The organism is Nocardia halotolerans (assembly GCF_042650145.1).
GTDB classification, from domain to species: Bacteria; Actinomycetota; Actinomycetes; order Mycobacteriales; family Mycobacteriaceae; genus Nocardia; species Nocardia halotolerans.
On the sequence record NZ_JBHSDL010000007.1, the window covers coordinates 77,526 to 97,847 of the forward strand.

The following is a 20,322-nucleotide window of genomic DNA, read 5'->3' on the forward strand; positions in this document are numbered from 1 at the left end:
GGTGCTGAACGCCAGCTTCAGACACGGACCGTTTCGGGCTCGCGCGGTTCGGCCGCGTTGTCGCGGTGCTGTTGTCCCGGTGCCGGATCCGGTTCGACGTCGGCGCCGGCGTCGAGTTCGGTTCGCTCGGAAGAGGTTTCCTGAGTGGCGTCGGCCGCGGTCGCAGGCGATGCGGCCGAGTGGGCCTCGGTCGCCTGGACCGTGGTGGAGTCCGTCTCGCTGGCTGAGGTTGTGGTGGTGTGACTTTCGACCGGATCGGACTCGGTGGTCCGGGAATCGGTTGCCGCGGTGTCTTCTTCAGTCGCTGAGCCGTCGGCAGAGTGGGCGTCGGCAACCGGAGATTCGACGACCGGCTGCGGCGCCGTAACCGTTGCCCCCACGGGAGATTTCGTGGCGATCTCGATCCCGAGCTCGATGCGCGTGGTCTCCACCAGCGCCCGCTCCTGCTCGGCGGCATGGCGCATCGCCTTCTGCCACAGCGAAGCCATCTCCTCGAGCTCCTCGACGGTGGCCTCCACATCGATGTGGAGCTTCAGCCGCTGCATCGTGATGTGCTGAGCGGCCGTCAGGGTGCGCAAGAGGTCTTCACATTTGTTCGGGATGCGGCGGTGCGCCACCACCCGCAGCCGAGTGAGCATGCTGCTCGGGCGATCCCAGATCACCTTGTGGATCTGTGCGCCCACATTGTCGATCTCGTCGGTGGTGACCAGATCCCATTCGCCGCAACTGGCCAGATCGGCGCGCACCGACGCCGAGGTCTCCAGAATCGAAGCCACCGCGGCGAGCACCGCCTCCCGGCGCCACGCATCGTGATCGCGCTGGTCACCCACTATGTTCGACAACTCGACATGGCGTTGCGCGGCGTCGAGTGCCTGTCTGCCGCGCTCGTCGGCGGCCGCGATACCGTCGCGGTGCGTGCGGTTGTTGGCGAGCACGCCGACCAGAACTGCGCCGGCGACGGGGAGCGAGCCGAGGAGGGGGAGCCACTGAGTCACCCGCCGATCATTGCACCGAGGCCGGTAACAGTCACCATGATCGGCGCGTTGCCGTCGATGTCGTAGCTGTGTGATGCCTCTCCGTCGACGCGAAAATCCCCGGTACCGCAGCGGAAAAGCTGCCGTACCGGGGATTGCGCGGTGATCAGCTCGCGGGAACCGGCGTGGTGCTCGACGGTTGCGCGGTGGTGGTCGACGCGGGTGTGGTCGTCGGCGCGGTGGTGCTCACCGGCGCGGACTCGCTCGTCTCCGGCTCCGGCGCCTGCGTGGTGGTCGACGGCGGCGTCGTGGCCGGGGACTCCGTCGTGGCCGTCACGTCGGACGTGGCCGGTGCCTCGGTCGTGCTGGTGGCGGGCGTCGAGGTGGTGGCGGGCGCGGTCGTCTTCGTCGTGCTCGTCGCACTCGTCTTCGTGGTGCTCGGCGCCGCCGCGGTGGTGGTCGTCGCGGGCTCGGTCGGCGCGGCCAGCGCGGCGGCCACATCGGCGTCGTCGGGCGCGGACTTGGTGTCGGCCTGCTCACCGGCCTGAGCCTGCTTGGCCAGGTGCGTCAACCAGGCCGCCGCGTACTCCGCCGAGGTCAGCGGTTTGCCGTTGGCGGCGTCGGAATCACGCCAGTAGTCGAAGTGATGACCGGTGCCGTTCGGGCCGAGGGTGAGCTGGTACGGGTCGCTCATCGCCACCGGAATGGTGTTCTGGTTCGTCACGATCAGTCCGATGATCTCGTTGAACACCTTCTGCGGCAGGTAAGCCAGTGGTGAAACCTGCTCGGCGGCGATCGAATCCACCTTCGCCGGCGCCTTCGACTCACCCGGTGTGTAGTCCGGGTCCGAAACCTTCAGCAGCACATCGAGGAACGTCTCGTCGCTGGCCATCCAGTTCGGGTTGGCGCCGATATCGGAGAACGCCGCCATCGCGATCCGGCCCAGGGTGAACGCCATGTCCTGGCCGGTAGCGGGGGTGAGACCGTCGCGCTGCAGATCGTCGACATTGATCTGCCTGCCCACGTTCGCCGCCAGCTGGAGCAGCGAAATGTTCTCCGGCGCGGCACAGGTCAGGTCGCCCTCGGAGCAGAACGAGGCGATCTTGCCGTTGAGCGCACCGAAGTCGCCGCCGGTGGTCACACCCTTGCCCGAGACCGGCTTCGCACCGTTCTGGTACTGCTGATCGAAGCCGTCCGGGTTGGCGAAGGGGTCCTCCGCGCCGATGAACGGACCGTCACCGGCCGCGCGACCGGCATCGGCGAACATCACCACACCGAGCACGTCATCGGGGTCGACCACCGAATACCCGTCCTCGGGCGAATCGTTGCCGATGCCCTCGGCCACCCGGCGCACCACATCGGCGCCCTCGCTGTAGCCGACGATGGAGAACTTGGTGTCCGGGCAGGCCGCCGAGATCTCCCGCATCACCTGCTGGGTATTGGCCACCCCGGCGTTGACCGCGTCCTCATAGGTCGACATGTCCGCCGGGTAGGCGATGTAGACCGCCGCGTACTCACCTTCGGCCAGATCGCCGCGTGGCGCGTTCACCACCGGATCCACCCACACGCTGCTGTGATCACCCGACAGGGCTGCGGGCAGCGGATTGCCGTTCGCGTCGAGCAGCATCGCCGTGGTGCCTTCGACCGGGGTGTCGTTGCGCCCGGCCACCGAGATGGTCACCATCTCGCGGCACTCGGTCACCGAGGTGGTGAGGGTGTACTCGGGCGAGGCCGGTTCCGATGTCACCGCGAAGGCCGCGGCCACGATCGCCGCGACCCCCAACGCCGCAGGAGCGGCAACAGCCGAAGCAAGGCGATGTTTCGCGAGAAACGCGCGCAGATTCATATGTTGATCCCGTTCGAATGACCTACAGGTGGGCAGGCCCCCCGACGGGCCGCATGTCACCGAGGTTGTCGTGCCCCACCTGCGGATCGTTACTACAGCGAACAGCTATCAAACCCGGTTCCAGCCCCTCACCTGGTCGTGCGCGGCGACCTCGCGCACCGCGACAGTGCTCGAACGTCACGTAAACAAGCCCTAGCGATTATCGATTGGCGTGAGAAACTACGTGGCGTCGGATCAGCCGCGGGCCATGTCCACGAAACGGCTGAGGTGGAGCTGGTGGGCGACGGTGATGGTGGCGGTGGGGCCGTTTCGGTGTTTGCCGACGATCAGGTCGGCTTCGCCGCCGCGGGGGTCGTCGCGTTCGAAGGCATCCGGGCGGTGCAGCAGGATGACCATGTCCGCATCCTGCTCGAGCGATCCAGATTCACGCAAATCGGACACCATGGGCCGCTTGTCGGTGCGCTGTTCGGGACCACGGTTCAGCTGCGAGATCGCGATCACGGGAACTTCGAGTTCCTTGGCGAGCAGCTTGAGGTGGCGCGAGAATTCCGAGACTTCCTGCTGCCGGGATTCCACCTTCTTGCCCGAGCTCATCAGCTGCAGGTAGTCCACCACGACAAGTTTCAGATCGTGGCGCTGCTTGAGCCGCCGCGCCTTCGCCCGAATTTCCATCATGGTCAGGTTCGGTGAATCGTCGACGAACAGTGGCGCCTCGCTGATCTCACTCATCCGACGAGCGAGCTTGGTCCAGTCGTCATCGCTCATCCGCCCCGAACGCATATCCCCGAGCTTGATCTTCGCCTCGGCCGAGAGCAGACGCATCACGATCTCGGTGCGGCTCATTTCCAGCGAGAAAATGACACTGGCCATGCCGTGCTTGATCGAGCAACTGCGCATGAAATCCATTCCCAGGGTCGATTTACCGACACCAGGCCTAGCGGCCACGATGATCATCTGACCCGGATGCAACCCGTTGGTGAGTTCGTCGAGTTCGGTGAAGCCGGTGGGGACGCCGAGGGAGATGCCGCCGCGGGAGGCGATGGAGTCGATTTCGTCCATCGTGGGCTGGAGGAGTTCTTCCAGGGGGGTGAAGTCTTCGGTGGTGCGGCGTTCGGTGACTTCGTAGATCTCGGCTTGGGCGCGGTCGACGACCTCGGCGACGTCTTGGCCGTCGGCGCCGGCGTAGCCGAACTGGACGATGCGGGTGCCGGCTTCGACGAGGCGACGCAGGATGGCCTTTTCGGCGACGATCTCGGCGTAGTAGCCGGCGTTGGCCGCGGTGGGGACGGTCTGGGTGAGGGTGACCAGGTAGGGCGGGCCGCCGATGCGTTTGAGTTCGCCGCGGCGGTCGAGGCCGGCGGAGACGGTGACGGGGTCGGCGGGTTCGCCGCGGCCGTAGAGGTCGAGGATGGTGTCGTAGATCGCCTGGTGGGCGGGGCGGTAGAAGTCGCCGGGGCGCAGCACCTCGACCACGTCGGCGATGGCGTCCTTGCTGAGCAGCATGCCGCCGAGGACGGATTGTTCGGCGGCCATGTCGTGCGGGGGCTGACGGCCGAAGTCCTCGCCGGGAGGTTCGGGCGAGAACTCGGTATGTGCGCGGTCACCGGTGGTAGTCACCAGAATCGACCGTCCTCTCTGCCCACAGAACCGGGGGTTTCACATCGATGTACTCGTTGTACTCCCGGGCGCTGACACGTCGGTCAGCAATCGGTTTGCCTGCGCGCTTCCCGGGGCCGTTCGCAGGGCAATGCGACGAACCTAGGCGACGTTTCGAGACGCGCCAAGCCGACATGTGCACACAACTGTGGATAACTTGGGGGTAGTTCACCCGCTGTTGTGCAGCTCCTGTGGAGAACGTGGGGAAAACCCAGGTCAGTGCCGTGAAACGCCCTGCTAGACCCCGGTTTGTCCGACTTTCGCCCTGTGGATGAAAGAAGTTCCGCGTGTCGCCCGAGGTGAACAACCGGGCGTGTTGGGTGAAACAGCGAGGGCGCAGGTTATGACTGGAGTCACAAATATGCCGGTTGGTTTCCGCGGTCATCCACAGGGTGAATAACGGGAGGTCAAACCGTTGCCGATCGCGGTCCGCGCAGAACGGTCCACATCGGACGGCCCGGCGGCTACCGATCGGCAAACCCGCAAGCGGGCCCGGAAGAAGGCAGCGGAAACCACCCCCGTGCGTGGCACAGGGGTGGTCTCCAACGAGCTGTGTCGCTACGGCTTACGCCGCGGCGGTGATCAGTTCGCCGTAACCTCGAGGTCGAACTTGGCAACCACATCGGGGTGCAGGTGCACCGCGATGCCGTGCTTGCCGGTCGCCTTGATGTGCGACTTCGGCAGCTCGATGCTGCGCTTGTCGACCACGGGGCCACCGGCGGCCTTGATGGCCGAAGCCACGTCGGCAGTGGTGACCGAACCGAACAGCTTGCCGCTGTCGGCGGTCTTCACCGTCAGCGAGACCGAGGACAGGCCCTCGATGGCCTGCTTCAGCTCGTTGGCGTGATCCAGGTCGCGCACCTTGCGGGCGTCCTGGGCGCGACGAATGCCGTCGACCTGCTTCTGGGCGCCACGGGTGGCCTGGATGGCCAGACCGCGGGGCAGCAGGAAGTTGCGGCCATAGCCGTCCTTGACCTCGACGAGATCGCCAGGGGCGCCCAGGTTGTCGACATCAGCGGTGAGGATGAGCTTCATCTGTGTGACCCCTTTCTCAGCGAGCGGTCGACACGTAAGGCAGCAGAGCCACCTCACGCGAGTTCTTGACGGCAACGGCGATATCACGCTGGTGCTGCACGCAGTTGCCGGTGACGCGGCGGGCGCGGATCTTGCCGCGATCGCTGACGTACTTACGCAGCAGCGTGGTGTCCTTGTAATCGATATTGACGATTCCGGACTTCGCTTCCTTGCAGAAAGCGCAGGCCTTCTTCTTCAGTACCTTTTCGCGCGCGGGCGCTTTAGGCATGGTTTTCTCTCCGTACTATGAGTGCCGTTCCTCAGAACGGCGGTTCGTCATCCATGCGGCCGCCGCCCCCGAAGGAGCCGGCCGCGGGCGCGCTACCCCACGGGTCGTCGTTGCCGGCATTACCTGCCGGACGTCCGCCGCCACTTGCGCTCGCACCACCGGCATTGCCGCCGGAACCACCACCGAAGCCACCGCCTCCGCCTCCGCCGCCGCGACCGGCCTTGGAGACCTTCGCGGTGGCGTAACGCAGTGACGGGCCGACTTCGTCGACCTCGAGTTCGACGACCGTGCGCTTCTCACCCTCGCGGGTTTCGTAGGAGCGCTGCTTGAGTCGTCCGCTCACAATGACGCGAGCGCCTCGGGTCAGGCTTTCGGCGACGTTCTCCGCTGCTTCGCGCCAGATGTTGCAGCGCAAGAACAGCGCCTCGCCGTCTTTCCACTCGTTCGTATTACGATCGAAAATCCGGGGGGTCGAAGCAACGGTGAAATTCGCCACCGCTGCGCCCGCGGGCGTGAAACGAAGCTCGGGGTCTGCCGTCAAGTTTCCGATGACGGTGATGACCGTGTCGCCTGCCATGGGGGTTCCTCCTGCTCGCCGGTGCTGTCCGCATCTCGGGTTTTGCGGTCGAGCCTAGAGCTAGGCTCCGACAATTCGAGAAGGGTGCGGACTACTTGTCGTTGCGCAGAACCTTGGTGCGCAGCACCGTCTCGTTGAGGCCCAGCTGGCGATCGAGCTCGCTGACGGTGGCCGGAGTCGCGGTCAGGTTCACGATGGCGTAGATGCCTTCGGCCTGCTTGGCGATCTCGTAGGCGAGCCGGCGACGGCCCCAGATGTCGACCTTGTCGACCTTGCCGCCCTCGGTCTTGACGACCGTGAACAGAGTATCCAGGGACTGCCCGACGATGCGCTCGTCCAGGCTGGGGTCGAGGATGACCATCACTTCATATTGACGCACGGACCAATCACCTCCTGTGGACTGGTAAACGGCCACGGACTTTCCGTGGCAGGAGGGTTCGTTGCGTCAGCAACCTGGCAAGGCTACATGAGCTGGCGGTGAGCGGCGAAATCGATCTTCGCCACGGGTGTGGACCGGTGATGGCGCCGACACCCGCATAATGTGGTCGACATGATCACGGCCGTCCCGCAGCAGCGACCCACCCGCCGCGCGGCGACCGCCACGGCGCTGACCTTTCTGATCGTCCTGCTGTGCGGGCTCACCCTCGCCCTGGCCTATGCCAACAAGGCACGGTGCGCGGGCGGGGCGATCGATGAATCGGGTCGCAGCCTGGTATTCGATGAGCGCAAGGATTCGGATGTCTGCTATTCCGATATCCAGTTTCTGTGGTTGGGCCGCGATATCGACAACCACGTCTTCCCGTACGTGAACGGCGGCATCAACGAGGCCGGTGCGCTGGTCGGCGGCGCGGTCGAATACCCGGTGCTCAGTGGGCTGCTCATGTGGGCGGGCGCGATCGGGGTCGACAACGATGCCGACTTCCTGTGGCATTCGGCCCTGCTGCTCACCCCGTTCGCCCTGCTGAGCGCCTGGATGCTGGCCCGGCTGGCCGGCCCGGCGGCGCTGCTGTGGGCGATCGGCCCACCGCTGGTGCTCTATGCCTTCCACAACTGGGAACTGCCGGTGGTGTGCACGGCGGTCGCCGCGGTCTACGTGATGACGATGCTGACGGGCCTGTCCGTGCGCACCCGCGGAATCATCGCCGCGGTGCTGCTCGCGCTGGGGTTCTGTCTGAAGATCTATCCCGGGATCTTCGTGTTGCCGCTGGCGTTCTATGTGCTCACCGAGGGCATGCCGCGTGGTTCGCGCAAGTTGCGTGAGCTCGATGTGGCGGGTGCAGCGCAGACTCTGCTGGCCGCGATGGTGACCGTGACCGTGGTGAACCTGCCGTTCGTGCTCGCCGGAGTCGAGGGGTGGCGTGCCTCGATCGCGTTCCAGCAGGCACGTCAGGCCGATATCACCACGAATTCGATCTGGTACTGGGGCCATCAGGCGCTGTTCGGTCGCGCGACCGAGACCACCACGACCTGGCACGACATGGTGTCGATCGCCTCGCCCGCGCTGATCTTCGCCTCGTTCGCCCTGGCAATGTGGCTGGGCTACCGGCGCTGGACGCCCACCACCGCCTTCCCATGGGTGGGGGTGAGTGCGGCGATGCTGTGCGGTTTCCTGCTCTTCCACAAGGTGCACTCACCCCAGTACACCCTGTGGATAATTCCGTTCCTGGTGCTGCTCGAAGTGCCGTGGTCGCTGGTCGCGGCCTATCTGGTGGCGGACGCGGCCGTGGGAATCGGGGTGTTCCGGTACTTCGCGGCGCTGGGCGCCGGCGAGGATCATGCCCTGCTGGAGGCGACCGTTCAGTTCGGTGTCTGGCTGCGATCGGCGCTGCTCATCGTGCTGTTCTTCCTGTTCCTGCGAGGCCGTTTGCGCGGGGCGAACCGGGTGGCGCCGGGCACCGGTTCGCCGGCGGGGCGCGCACTGCAACCGAGCTGACACACGACAGCGGCGGCGAACCCCGGAACCGGGACTCGCCGCCGCCGCGGTGTTCGGTCGATCAGCTGACCGGAGTGGTCACCTTTTCCTCGTTCGCCGCGTCGGGCTCGCCCTTGCGGTTGCGCATGATGCTGCTGATCAGCGCCGCGCCGATGAACGCCACACCGATGAGGCCGGTGATGAGTTCGTCGACGTGCACACCGATCGACACGAGCAGTATCGTGGCCAGCGCACCGATCGCCCAGTGCGCGCCGTGCTCGAGGTACACGTAGTCGCCCAGCGTGCCCTGGCGCACCAGGTACACCGTGATCGAACGGACGAACATCGCACCGATCAGGCCCAGGCCCAGCGCGATGATGATCGGGTCGGAGGTGATGGCGAACGCGCCGATCACACCGTCGAAGGAGAAGGACGCGTCGAGCACCTCGAGGTAGAGGAACAGGAAGAACGCGGCCTTACCGGTGGCCTTCACCAGCGTGGACGGACCACCGGCGGGGCCTTCTTCGAGCTGCTCGGTGTGGAACATCGAGCCCAGACCGTCGACCAGGATGTAGATGATCATGCCGAGCAGACCCGACACCAGCACGGTGGAGCGGTCGTCGTCGGCGGCGAGGAACTCCGCGACCAGCACCAGGCTGGTGCCGGCGACCACCACGGGGAGCATGTCGAGCTTGCCGATCTTGGCCAGGGGCTTCTCCAGCCAGCTCAGCCAGGTGATCTCACGCTCGTCGAGAATGAAGTTCAGGAACAGCATTGCCAGGAACATGCCACCGAAGGCCGCGATCTGCGGGTGCGCGTCGGTGAGCAGGGTCTCGTAGCTGGGGCTGCCGTCGGGGAAGGTGGCTGCGTCGTTTTCCGGCGGATTGAGCGCCAGGTCGAAGGCCTGCACCGGGTTCAGTCCGGCGGTGACCCACACGATGGCCAGCGGGAACAGCAGACGCATACCGAACACGGCGATGACGATGCCGACGGTCAGGAAGATCTTCTGCCAGAACTCGCTCATCCGTTCCAGGACGGTGGCGTTGATGACGGCGTTGTCGAACGACAGCGACACCTCGAGGATGCCGAGGATCGCGCAGAGTGCGAGTGCGGTCAGCCCGCCGTAGAGGTAGGCGACGACCAGCGAGACCACCGTGACAACGATGGACAGGCCGAAGATGCGCGTTATCACGCGGAGGGACCTTTCTGTTTCGCACAAGCAGGGGGTCCGAGCATTCGAACCCCCTGTTCGCGACGGTGACTAGACGTTGACGCCGTAGTCGCGGGCGATACCGGCCAGACCGGCGGCGTAGCCCTGCCCGATGGCACGGAACTTCCACTCGGCACCGTTACGGTACAGCTCGCCGAAGACCATGGCGGTCTCGGTGGAGGCGTCCTCGGTCAGGTCGTAGCGGGCGAGCTCGGTGTCGTTGGCCCGGTCGACAACGCGGATGTAGGCGTTGCGCACCTGGCCGAAGGACTGCGAGCGGCTCTCGGCATCGTAGATCGAAACCGGGAAGAAGATGCTCTCGATCGTGGCCGGAGTGTTGGCCAGGTCGACGTTGATGACCTCGTCGTCGCCCTCACCTTCGCCGGTGGTGTTGTCGCCGGCGTGCTCGATGGCACCTTCCGGGGACTTCAGGTTGTTGAAGAACACGAAGTGCTTGTCGGAGACGACCTTCTTGTCGGCGCCGGTGGCGATGGCGCTCGCGTCGAGGTCGAAGTCGGTGCCGGTGGTGGTACGCACGTCCCAGCCCAGGCCGACCGCGACCGCGGTCAGGTTCGGGGCTTCTTTGGTCAGCGAAACGTTGCCGCCCTTGGACAGACTGACACCCATGCGGGATCCCTTCGAGTAGTCCGGTGTGTCGTTTCCCGGCATGTCCGAATCGCCGGGGTACCGCTACGACAGTAATAGGTTTCGCCGAACTTGCGTAGGAACGGTCGAGAGCCCTGGTTGACACGGGCGATCTCCTACGATCGGGGCAATGGGCTGGCGAACCGCGGCCTGGTTCGGATCCGTGGTTCGGAAAGGGGACGTGCCGGTGACACCTCGCAGACGCGGATGGTTCAGGTCGGGGGCAGATCATGGCTGGATCAGTGGGGCCCGGGCGGCGACGTCGGCGGCCTTTCTCGACATGGACCGAAGGCAGACGGCGGCGGAGGCGGGTGTGGCGGCGAGCGAGCAGGTCTTCCCCGATCGCCGCGTCGGCGCGGTGTGGGAGCCGGTGCGGGCGCGCTGCTACGCCGCGGCCGGTGAATACCTGAGCTTCACCGACGAACTGGACACGGCCGAGGCGACGAGCGCGCCGGTCCCCGATGGCCCGGCCAGAGCCGATGCGCTGGTGCGCCGCCTGCACGAAGCGGCGCGCGGGGTCGACGAGTTCTATCACGCCCATCGCGCTGGGCTCGAGCACGCCGCGAGTGTGCGTGCCACGGTGCCGCAGTTGCTCACCCAGGTGCGTGCCGAGGGGCAACGCGCGCTCGCGGCGGCCGAGTCGTCCGGGTTCGGCGGGTATCCGTCGGTGGCGGCCGGTGTGGGGCGGCTGAACGAGGCGTTGCGCACCGCGTCGTCGGTGGATCCGCAGACGGAGGTGGCCGCGGCCCGGGCGGCCGCGGCCGAGGTGCAGGACGCCACCGCCGAACTGTCCGAAGTGCTGGCGCAAGCACCGTCTCGGGCCACGGCGGCCACGAACGCGCTGGCTTCGGTGACGACGCGGCTGGCCGCGGTGCGCAATCGCGCCGACGCGCTCGGACCCGCCTACTCGGCGCTGCTGCGGGAATTCAACGCCGCGAGTTCCGCGGACCTCACCGACAATGAACGACAGAGCCGCCACGATATCGAGGCCGCCGACCGGGAGCTGGTGGCCGCGCGGGGCGCTGCCGCGGCCGGCGACCCGGAGACCGCACTGGACCTGACCGCCACTGCGCGAACGCATCTCACCGAGGCCGAGCAATTGGTCGACGCGGTCACCCGGCGGCTGGAACTGTTGCGCGGGGTACGTGCCGACCCCGAAGCACAGGCGCGCACCGTACGATTTCGGCTGCGGGACGCACAGATGCTCGCAGTCGATCGCGGGCTGGTCGGCGAGTGGGGTTCGGTGCTCGACGCGCAAGCCGAGCGCCTCGACCGCATAACCGCTGGACTGACCGGGCGTCATCCAGATTATTGGGCGTATGTGACCGAGCTGAACACTGTCGCGGATTTCATCGGCGGGGTGGTCGAACGCATGCGGAAACACATAGCGACCGACAACACATAGGACTGCACGAGCAGCCATGACTCGGGCCGAGAGATGAGGTGGTGGAAATGACCGCAGGCTACGCCGTCGCACCGGAAGTTTGCCTGCGCAAGCAGGTTCCGCTGCGCCACTTCCAGCAGCTGCAGGGACCGCGCAGCCGGGAATTGTTCCTGGTGGAGCCGGAGCCGATCTCCGGCTCGGCCGACCGTGAGCTGTTGGCGACCGCGCTGGGGGCGACCTTGTACGCCCCCGCGACCCGGCCCGATCTGGCCGCGACGATCCGGCGACGTGCCGCGCGCGGCGTCTGCTCGATGGTGATCGACCTCGAAGACGCCGTGGCCGATCACCAGGTGGAGGCGGCCAAGGAGCACGCGGTGGCCGCCCTGGATCTGCTCGCACGCAGCGGCGAACCCACGCCGATGCTGTTCGTGCGGGTGCGCGACGCCCAGAATGTCGCCGAGCTGGTGCAACGGCTGGGACCCGGCGCCGAGGTGCTCACCGGATTCGTCTTCCCCAAGTTCGACTCGCTCACCGGTCCGGCCTACCTCGAGGCGCTCGACGACGCCAGTCTCCGGCTGGGCCGCCCCGTCTACGGGATGCCGGTGCTGGAATCGGCGAGTCTCGTGCATCGCGAGACCCGCGACGAACAGCTCGCGAGCATCGCCGAACTCCTTGCCCGCCACCGCGACAAGCTGCTGGCGGTACGCATCGGCGCCACCGACATGTGCGCCACTTTCGGTATCCGCCGCGACCGCGACCTCACGATCTACGACGTGCGGGTGATCGCCGACGTGATCGCCGACATCGTGAACTATCTCGGCCGCACCGACGGGACCGGTTTCATCATCACCGGGCCGGTGTGGGAGTACTTCGCCGACCACGAACGAATGTTCCGGCCGCTGCTGCGCACCGCGCCGTTCGAGGAATCCGACGCCGTGCCGTTCCGCCAGTACCTGGTGAGCCGCGACCTCGACGGGCTGTTGCGCGAGATCACCCTCGACCGCGCCAACGGCATCCAGGGCAAAACGGTGATCCACCCTTCCCACGTGGCCGCCGTTCACGCGCTGTCGGTGGTGACCCACGAGGAATACGCCGACGCCCTGCACATCATGGAGGCCGACGTCGGTGGCGTCGCGGCCTCGGAATACCGCAACAAGATGAACGAGATGCGCCCCCACCGCAGTTGGGCCCGCCAGACGCTGGTCCGTGCCCGCGCCTTCGGGGTAGCGAACAAGGGAGTGTCCTTCGTGGATCTGCTCACAGCGATGATCGCCGAATGAACGGCGACACCATCGGCGGCCCTTGGGCCACTCGGCACCTGGGCATCCGGCTACACCACAGCGAGTCCTTCGTCGCTGCGGCGGCAGATGAAGCGCCAACTCTCGGCCCGGTGACGGCCGCGACGGATGGTGGTGCGCCGCGGTGCGGTTCATCGACGGTCGCGTCAGGTGATGCCGCTGTGCCCGAGCCGTCGCCGACGGGCCGGGGCGGCGATGATGTGGTGACTCGCGATCCGGCGCCGGCCGCAACGGGCGGCGACGCCGGGGTGGGCGACGAAGTCTTCGCGGCGGGTCCGACGATCGGTGCGCTGGTTCAGCCCGGGCTGCGGCGCAACCCGCGACGGGCCCATCTGCTGGTCTCCACGGTATTGGGCAAGCATCTGCCGACGGATCCGCGCGTGGTGCTCGGAGCTGGTGACCGCCTGGGTGATCTCGTGCGGGACCGGCTCGGCGATCGCGAAGCAGTGGTGCTCGGGTTCGCCGAGACCGCGACCGGTTTGGGGCACTGTGTGGCCGAGCGGATCGGCGCGAGCTGCTATCTGCACTCCACGCGTCGCCAGGAACCGCGCGCCACCACGCTCGCCGGTTTCGAGGAGGGGCATTCGCACGCCACCTCGCACCTGCTGCAGCCCGCACCGGCCGGAATCTTCGCCAATGACCTGCCGCTGGTGCTCGTCGACGACGAGATATCCACCGGTGACACCGCCATCGACGCGGTGCGCGCCCTGCACGCCTTCGCCCCGCGCTCGCACTATGTGCTGGCCTCGCTGGTCGACCTGCGCACGCTCGCCGACCGCGACAAGTTCGCGAAGTTCGCCGCCGAGCTGGGTGCGCGCATCGACACGGTGTGCTTGGCTTCCGGCCGCGTGACACTGCCGGACGGGTTGATCGACACGGTGTCATCGATGCCGATGCCGCAGCTGAATCCGGTTGCTGCGCAGCCGGGCTCGCACGGCCGCATCGAGCTGCCGTGGCCTGCTGATGTGCCCGAAGGCGGCAGGCACGGCGTCCTTCGCTCGGACACCGCCGCCTTCGACGTGGCGCTGAAAGCGGTCACCGAAGAGGTGCGCGTGGGCCTCGACGCCGAGTCCCCGGGCCGCCCGGTCATCGTGCTGGGCCACGAGGAACTCATGTACCTCCCCCTGCGCCTGGCCGCCGAGCTGGCCGATGCGGGAATTCCAGCTCTCTTCCAGACCACCACCCGCTCACCGGCTTACGTCCTCGACGAACCGGGCTACCCGCTGCGCCGCGGCTTTCGCTTCCATGCCCCCGAGCCCGACCCGACGGCCCAGCGCTACCTGTACAACGCCCACTGGCCCGACCAGAACCCGGTCCTTCTGTTCGTGCTCGACCCGCCCGCCGATACTCCCGAACTGCTCGCCCCGGGCGGTCTGGTCGACGTCCTCACCGCTTCCGGTGCCGACATCCTGACCGCAGTACTGCCTGGAGCCGACCCTCGAGAACTTCGAGCGGTCCGAACCGCCGCCACGGAGGCCACCGCCATGTCTCCGGGTACACCCGAAGTGACAAACACTGCGGACCTCGGATCGCGAACCGTCCTCGGTCGCACGGCGGTCGGCCGCGGCCCGGTTGCAGCCTCGGAGTCGGTGTCCAACTCACAGCGACAACATCTTCCGGCTGGTTCTCCGTCGTCGGGTTCCGCGGATACGGCGCCCGCGACCGGCTGGACGGCCGATGGTGGTGGCGCCTCACGTTCGGCTCACGTGCCGCCGACGCCTGATCAGCGGCAGCATACGTCGGCAGCTTCGACGGTGGGAGTGCGCTCTGACTCCGTCGGCGAAGGCAGCCGCTTCCCAAAGGCGCTGCGCGGCCCGGAGTTCGGTTCGTATGCGCCCGAGGACGTGGCGTGGCTGCTGAAGGATCTCTCCGATGTGGATCTGGAAGCCGATGTGGCAGAACGGGAGCGGCGCATTCAGGCCGGGGTCGCGCACTATGCCGAGTCGCTGCCGGTGGAGTACCAGCCCGATGCCGAGTATCGGGAGTTGTTCGATCGGGTGCTGGCCGACAGCGCCGAGCGGTTGGCGCTGGCGGTGGCCACGGTGGCCGAGATCGTCGTCGCCGAGCGTGGCGAGAACGTGGTGCTGGTGTCGCTGGCCAGGGCGGGTACGCCGGTCGGTGTGTTGATGCGGCGCTGGCTCGCCAGCGGGATCGGCCGTCCGAGCCTGGACGTTGCGCACTACGCGGTCTCGATCGTGCGTGATCGCGGCATCGACGCGGTAGCACTGGATTACCTCGCCCACCATCATGACCCGGCATCGATCGTGTTCGTCGACGGCTGGACCGGCAAGGGCGCGATCACCCATGAGCTCACAGCGGCCCTCGACGCCTATCACGCGGCGGGCGGTGCCAGATTCGACGACGAGCTCGTCGTCCTGGCCGACCCGGCCAACTGTGTCCGCACCTACGGCACCCGCGATGATTTCCTCATCGCCTCGGCGTGCCTGAATTCCACTGTGTCCGGGTTGGTTTCGCGTACGGTGCTCAACAGCACCCTCATCGGCCCCGGCGAGTTCCACGGCGCCAAGTTCTATCGCGACCTGGCCGCCGACGATGTGTCGAACCACCTGGTCGACGCGGTGAGCGCCGCCTTCGCCACGGTCGCCGCACGGGTTCCGGCGGCCGTCGCCGCCATCATGAACTCCGATCGCACCCCGGACTGGTCCGGGTGGGCGTCGGTGGAGAAGGTGCGCGCCGAATACGGCATCAGCACAGTCAATTACGTCAAACCTGGCGTGGGCGAGACCACTCGCGTGCTGCTGCGCCGGGTACCGTGGCGAGTGCTGGTACGTGCGGCGGACGCACCCGAGCACGCCCATATCCGCCTGCTCGCCGCCGCGCGCAACGTCCCGGTGGAGGTGGTGCCCGATCTGGCCTACTCCTGCATGGGCCTGATCAAGGAGTTACCGCAGTGAGTGCCGACGCACTGTTCGCGACCGATCTGGATCGCACGATGATCTTCTCCCGCAATGGTTTCGGAGACGCCGGAACCGTCGCGATGGAGTGCGTCGAGTACTACGAGGGCGCGCCCCTGTCGTACATGACCAGCACGGCCGTCACACGGTTGCGTGAGCTCGCCGCTGTGGTCCCGGTGGTGCCGGCCACCACCCGCACGATCGAACAGTTCCAGCGCATCACCCTGCCTGGTGCGCCGTGGCGCTACGCCGTCACCAGCAACGGCGGCAACATTCTTGTCGACGGCATCCCCGACCCGGCCTGGCGGGTGGCCATCGACGACCAGGTGAACGCCACCGGCGCCACGCTCGCGCAGGTCGGCGCCGAATTGCGGACCCGGATAGACCAGACCTGGGTGAGCAAGTACCGCGAGGCCGACGAGTTGTTCTGCTACCTGGTGGTGCGCCCCGAGTCGGTTCCCACCGGTTTCCTCGCCGAGTGGGACGCCTGGTGCCGGACGCACGGGTGGTCGGCCTCGCAGCAGGGACGCAAGATCTACACGATGCCCGACGCCGTCTGTAAGAGCCTCGCCATCGCCGAAGTACGTAGGCGTCTGGTGGATTCCGGTGCATTGCGCAGTACCGCGGCGCTGTTCACGGCGGGGGACGGCGCACTGGACGCCGAGATGCTGCTCGCCGCCGACGCCGCGATCCGCCCCCGCCACGGCGAACTCGAGGACCTGGGCTTCACCGCGCCCAATCTCACCATCACGGCCGCGACAGGCATCCTCGCCGGTGTGGAGATCCTCGACTGGTTCCACACCGCGGCCCACCCCGTACTCACCGTCGGTGAGCCGGCCTGAGGCTTCACTGTCGGCGGGCCGGCCTGAGGCCAGGTGGAGTGGCTCAGCCGGCTACTCGCCGAACGGACTCAGGCGGTCAGTGCTGTTGACCGGACAGCTGCTGGGAGATCACGCCGTGAATGCGCTGCAGACCGCCCACCGAGATCCCGCTCTGTAGCTGCCCCTCGATGGTGCGGACCAGGGCGTTGTCGCTCATGATCTTCTCTGTCGACTGGATCAGCACCGTGCCCGCGCCGGTGAAGTCGAACTGGCGTTCCTCACCGGAGGTGGCGCCCATCGCGGCCGCGCCCGCCGCCAGGAAACCGCTTATCCAGCCCTGGTCGTAGTGGTGGCTGGGCGACGGGCAGTCGGCCCAGCCGACGAGAGCCTCCGGGTCGACCCGCAGCGGTGGTTCGGCGAAGATCACCGGGCCGTTCGAGGAGGCGAGGAACTTGCCGGTGCCGATCAGGGTGAGGAAGCCGGGCACGATCGACTGCTTGAGCGCCAGTCCGGGCTCGAACGCCAGCAGGTTGGCGCCACGGATGGTGAGATTGCCGTCTTCGAGATCGAAGGAATTGATGTCGTAGCCGCGGTCGCCGATGATCAGCTTCCCGTGGCCCTCGGCCACCACGTACTCACCGGCGAACAGCGGAGCAGAGAACTGGCTGCTCACCATGTTCTGCAGATGGCCCTGCAAGCCGTGGGTGAGCAGCTGGAACTGGATCTGCCCGTAGTAGGCGATCATCGCGCCCTTGCGCATGAACCACGGCCCGGTCAGGTCGATGCAGTAGGCGTAGCTGTTGCCCGGAATGTTGTCGCTGGCACCGAGATTCATCGGGGACAGGATTTCGCTCATCGCTTCACAACTTCTCTTCGGAGGCCTGCACGTACACCACACCCTGTCCGTGGCAATGCAATTGCATCGCCTCGCCCGACCCGCGGCCCACCGCGTCGCGCCAGCTCACCGCGGCCTTCAGTTCGGTCTGCACGTTGCCGTAGGCGGCGACGAACGCCTGCGGGTCCACCACCACCGGATTCGGCCCGCCCACCGGCAGCTCCAGGAAACCACCGTGGGCCAGCAGCACCGCCGCGCCGTGCCCGCTGAGCTGGGTGGTGAACATGCCCTGCCCGGTCGCCGCACCGGCGGCCGCACCGCGCAGCGCGCCCATCAACCCGCCACCGCCGCCACCGCCGGAACTGGCCACCGACACCACCGACGCCTGCAGCCCGGCGGTATTGGCCAGCAGCCGCGACGCTTCGACCCGCAGCACCGCACCGGGTTGCATCTGCACCACGTGCACCTCGAGCCCGGCGAACCCGTAATGGACCACACCGTTTCCCTGCGCCAGCATGGTGCGCTCGTGCTCACCGGCCATCATCTGCCCGGCCATGCGCATCAGTCCGCCACCGCTCATACCGCCACCCGCGCCGGGGATCTGGTGCGGCGCGAACGCGACCTGACCGGTGTAGAACAGCATCGCGCCGGTGCGCCCGACCACACCGCCCGCCTGCCCGACGTCGACCTTGACGACCTTGCCGTTGACCTGCTCGAACATCGTCGGCCCCTTACCGTTCCGCCGGCTGGATCAGCACCACGCCCTGGCCGTCCCACCGCAGCGAGAACGCCTCGCCCGCGTCCTGACCGACCACGGTGCGCCAGGAGACATCGGTGACGAACGACTGGTTCAGATTGCCGCGCGCGGCGACGAAAGCATCGGGATCCACGATCAGCGGGTACTGCGGTGACACCTCGAGATGGATCAGCGGACCGCCCGCCGACAGCAACGCCACCTGCCCCTGCCCGGCGACCGTGGTCGTGAACAGCCCGCTGCCCGAAGACATCCCGCCCACCCCGGCGAAGCGCACATCGGTGCGCAGATCGCCCGCGAAGGCCAGCAGTTGCTGCGACTCCACCTGCAGGGTCTCGTTGTTGAGATTCACCACGGTGACGTCCTGACCGTTCACCGCGAAGAAGACCCGCCCGTGGCCGGTGGCCTCCATCAGTGACAGTTTCTCGCCGGTGGCGCGGCGTTTGAGGCCGCTGAGCACGCCCTCGCCGCCGCCGAAGCCGGCGGATTTGAACCCGACGGTGCCCTCGTAGGCGACCATCGAGCCCGCGATCGCGCGGATACTCGTACCCGCGAGGTGGGCCTCGACCACCTTCTTCGATTGTTCGAACAATTGCGCCATGACAGGCCCCATGTCCCCTCTGGAAAGGCGGGTGCGACGCCCCGTTCCGACAGCGTCGCCACCCTAACCGATCCACGGCTGGGGTGGCGTGGGCGTGGACCGCGAACGCGCGGCCCCGCTTTCTCGTAGAGTGACAGGCGACCGCACCGACAAGCGAAGGGTCTAACTTGTCTGCAACACTCGCCAAGGGCCAGAACGGTCCGCTGGCCGTCAGTGACGTGGTGATCTCGCTCCAGCTCACGGCGCCGGCGGATCTGTCCGCGCTGCTCGTCACCGAGCAGGGCAAGGTCCGCACCGACGCCGACTTCGTCTTCTACAACCAGCCGAGCGGTCCGGGCGTCGACCTGCGTCCCGGCCCGGCGGGTCAGCCCGCGTCGCTGGCGGTGTCGCTGGCCGCGGTGCCCGCCGAGATCGATCAGATCCGCGCGGTGATCACCCTCGACGACGCCAACAGCAACTTCGGCCGCTCAGCTCCGCCCACGGCCATCGTCTCCGACACCGCGGGTAATCAGCTCTACGCGTACCGCATCGACGGCCTCGACGCCGAGTCGATCGTGATCGCGCTCGAGCTGTACCGCCGTCAGGGCGGTTGGAAGGTGCGCGCAGTCGGTCAGGGTTATGCCGGTGGATTCGCCGCGCTCGTCACCGATCACGGTGTGCAGGTGGACGACTCGCCCGCTCAGCCGACCCAGGCCGCCGCACCGCAGGCCGCGCCCGCACCGCCTCCGCCGCCGCCGGCCCAGTCCGCACCGAACTACCCGCAGCAGCCCGCGCCCGCCTACGCCCCGCCCGGTGGGGGCTACCCGCCGCCCGGTGCACCGCAGCCGCCGCCGGCCGGTGGCTACCCGCCGCCGGGACAGCCGCCCGCCGGTAGCTACCCGCCGCCGGGACAGCCGCCCGCCGGTGGCTACCCGCCGCCGCCCGGTCCCGGTTACCCGCCGCCCGGCCAGGCCGCCCCGCCCGCGCAGCCCGCCGGGGAGATCAGCCTGAGCAAGGACCGGCCGGTCAGCCTGCAGAAGGGGCAACGGGTCACCCTGCGCAAGGAGGGCGGCGCCGCGCTGACCTTCGTGAAGATGGGCCTGGGCTGGGACCCCGTTCGCACGCGTGGCATGTTCGGCAACCGCACCGTCGACATCGACCTCGACGCGTCGGTGTGCCTGTTCGCCGACCAGAATCTCGTCGACGTCGCCTACTACGGTCAGCTGTCGTCCAAGGACGGCTCCGTGCGGCACCAGGGCGACAACCTCACCGGCGAAGGTGATGGCGACGACGAGGTGATCCTCGTCGACCTCACCCGCGTGCCGGCCCACATCTCCACCCTGCTGTTCATCGTCACCTCCTACAAGGGCCACACCTTCGAACAGGTGCAGAACGCGTTCTGCCGCTTGATCGACGGCACCACCAACGGTGAACTGGCCCGCTACACCCTCGCGGGCGGCATGCCGTTCACCGCGATGGCGATGGCGAAGGTGTACCGGGTCGGCGGTGACTGGAAGATGCAGGCACTGGGCGAAGGCTTCCATGCCAAGCACCCCGGTGAAGCCGTCCCGCAGCTCGGCCGGTTCCTCGTGGCAGATTAGGCCGCACGACA

Annotated in this window: 18 protein-coding genes; 6 read left to right on the forward strand and 12 right to left on the reverse strand. The window is 67.4% G+C overall.

Features of this window, described 5'->3' with window-relative positions; all coding sequences use genetic code 11:
* Nucleotides 1–17: 17 nt before the first annotated feature.
* From ACFO5K_RS07585 to rpsF, 7 genes are all read right to left on the reverse strand, one after another.
* On the reverse strand, nt 18–995 hold the full coding sequence (locus ACFO5K_RS07585) for a hypothetical protein (RefSeq protein WP_378557958.1): 978 nt from the start codon (nt 993–995) through the stop codon (nt 18–20).
* Nucleotides 996–1,140: 145 nt separating this feature from the next.
* Nucleotides 1,141–2,820 (reverse strand): cutinase family protein, encoded by a 1,680-nt coding sequence (locus ACFO5K_RS07590; protein ID WP_378557961.1) that lies wholly within the window; start codon nt 2,818–2,820, stop codon nt 1,141–1,143.
* A gap of 234 nt (nt 2,821–3,054) precedes the next feature.
* Complete coding sequence (gene dnaB, locus ACFO5K_RS07595) at nt 3,055–4,437, reverse strand: replicative DNA helicase (RefSeq protein WP_378557964.1); 1,383 nt, start codon at nt 4,435–4,437, stop codon at nt 3,055–3,057.
* 621 nt (nt 4,438–5,058) lie between these two features.
* Nucleotides 5,059–5,511: a 50S ribosomal protein L9 gene (rplI, locus tag ACFO5K_RS07600; protein ID WP_378557968.1), complete on the reverse strand. Its 453-nt coding sequence runs from the start codon at nt 5,509–5,511 to the stop codon at nt 5,059–5,061.
* A gap of 16 nt (nt 5,512–5,527) precedes the next feature.
* Nucleotides 5,528–5,779, reverse strand: coding sequence for a 30S ribosomal protein S18 (gene rpsR / locus ACFO5K_RS07605; RefSeq protein ID WP_056823934.1), 252 nt, complete (start codon nt 5,777–5,779; stop codon nt 5,528–5,530).
* A 31-nt stretch (nt 5,780–5,810) separates the two neighbouring features.
* A complete protein-coding gene (locus ACFO5K_RS07610) occupies nt 5,811–6,356 on the reverse strand; it encodes a single-stranded DNA-binding protein (protein ID WP_378557972.1) in 546 nt (181 codons plus the stop codon).
* A gap of 91 nt (nt 6,357–6,447) precedes the next feature.
* Complete coding sequence (gene rpsF, locus ACFO5K_RS07615; RefSeq protein WP_378557975.1) at nt 6,448–6,735, reverse strand: 30S ribosomal protein S6; 288 nt, start codon at nt 6,733–6,735, stop codon at nt 6,448–6,450.
* A gap of 171 nt (nt 6,736–6,906) precedes the next feature.
* Between rpsF and ACFO5K_RS07620 the strand changes: the two genes are divergently transcribed.
* Nucleotides 6,907–8,289 (forward strand): glycosyltransferase family 87 protein, encoded by a 1,383-nt coding sequence (locus tag ACFO5K_RS07620; RefSeq protein WP_378557978.1) that lies wholly within the window; start codon nt 6,907–6,909, stop codon nt 8,287–8,289.
* A gap of 61 nt (nt 8,290–8,350) precedes the next feature.
* Here the strand turns inward: ACFO5K_RS07620 and ACFO5K_RS07625 are convergent, their stop codons facing one another.
* Both ACFO5K_RS07625 and ACFO5K_RS07630 read right to left on the reverse strand, forming a co-directional pair.
* Nucleotides 8,351–9,460, reverse strand: coding sequence for a DUF475 domain-containing protein (locus ACFO5K_RS07625; protein ID WP_378557981.1), 1,110 nt, complete (start codon nt 9,458–9,460; stop codon nt 8,351–8,353).
* A gap of 69 nt (nt 9,461–9,529) precedes the next feature.
* A complete protein-coding gene (locus ACFO5K_RS07630; protein WP_378557984.1) occupies nt 9,530–10,105 on the reverse strand; it encodes a TerD family protein in 576 nt (191 codons plus the stop codon).
* 298 nt (nt 10,106–10,403) lie between these two features.
* Here ACFO5K_RS07630 and ACFO5K_RS07635 point away from each other — a divergent pair, with 298 nt between their 5' ends.
* The 4 genes from ACFO5K_RS07635 (at nt 10,404) to ACFO5K_RS07650 (ending at nt 16,562) form a co-directional block, all read left to right on the forward strand.
* Nucleotides 10,404–11,528, forward strand: coding sequence for a hypothetical protein (locus tag ACFO5K_RS07635; protein ID WP_378557987.1), 1,125 nt, complete (start codon nt 10,404–10,406; stop codon nt 11,526–11,528).
* 47 nt (nt 11,529–11,575) lie between these two features.
* On the forward strand, nt 11,576–12,787 hold the full coding sequence (locus ACFO5K_RS07640) for an HpcH/HpaI aldolase/citrate lyase family protein (RefSeq protein WP_378557990.1): 1,212 nt from the start codon (nt 11,576–11,578) through the stop codon (nt 12,785–12,787).
* Nucleotides 12,788–13,053: 266 nt separating this feature from the next.
* The gene (locus tag ACFO5K_RS07645) at nt 13,054–15,720 is read left to right on the forward strand and encodes a phosphoribosyltransferase (RefSeq protein ID WP_378558545.1); all 2,667 of its coding nucleotides are present in this window, start codon (nt 13,054–13,056) and stop codon (nt 15,718–15,720) included.
* Between the two features lie 38 nt (nt 15,721–15,758).
* Nucleotides 15,759–16,562, forward strand: a complete 804-nt coding sequence (locus tag ACFO5K_RS07650; RefSeq protein WP_378558549.1) for an HAD family hydrolase — start codon at nt 15,759–15,761, stop codon at nt 16,560–16,562.
* A gap of 76 nt (nt 16,563–16,638) precedes the next feature.
* Here the strand turns inward: ACFO5K_RS07650 and ACFO5K_RS07655 are convergent, their stop codons facing one another.
* From ACFO5K_RS07655 to ACFO5K_RS07665, 3 genes are read right to left on the reverse strand one after another with little or no spacing between them, the layout of a single operon-like run.
* The gene (locus tag ACFO5K_RS07655; RefSeq protein WP_378557993.1) at nt 16,639–17,397 is read right to left on the reverse strand and encodes an AIM24 family protein; all 759 of its coding nucleotides are present in this window, start codon (nt 17,395–17,397) and stop codon (nt 16,639–16,641) included.
* A gap of 4 nt (nt 17,398–17,401) precedes the next feature.
* A complete protein-coding gene (locus ACFO5K_RS07660; RefSeq protein ID WP_378557996.1) occupies nt 17,402–18,097 on the reverse strand; it encodes an AIM24 family protein in 696 nt (231 codons plus the stop codon).
* A gap of 10 nt (nt 18,098–18,107) precedes the next feature.
* Complete coding sequence (locus ACFO5K_RS07665; RefSeq protein WP_378557999.1) at nt 18,108–18,731, reverse strand: AIM24 family protein; 624 nt, start codon at nt 18,729–18,731, stop codon at nt 18,108–18,110.
* A gap of 167 nt (nt 18,732–18,898) precedes the next feature.
* Here ACFO5K_RS07665 and ACFO5K_RS07670 point away from each other — a divergent pair, with 167 nt between their 5' ends.
* Nucleotides 18,899–20,311 carry a TerD family protein gene (locus tag ACFO5K_RS07670; RefSeq protein WP_378558002.1) on the forward strand — a complete coding sequence of 471 codons (1,413 nt, stop codon included), beginning with the start codon at nt 18,899–18,901 and terminating at the stop codon, nt 20,309–20,311.
* Nucleotides 20,312–20,322 lie beyond the last annotated feature (11 nt).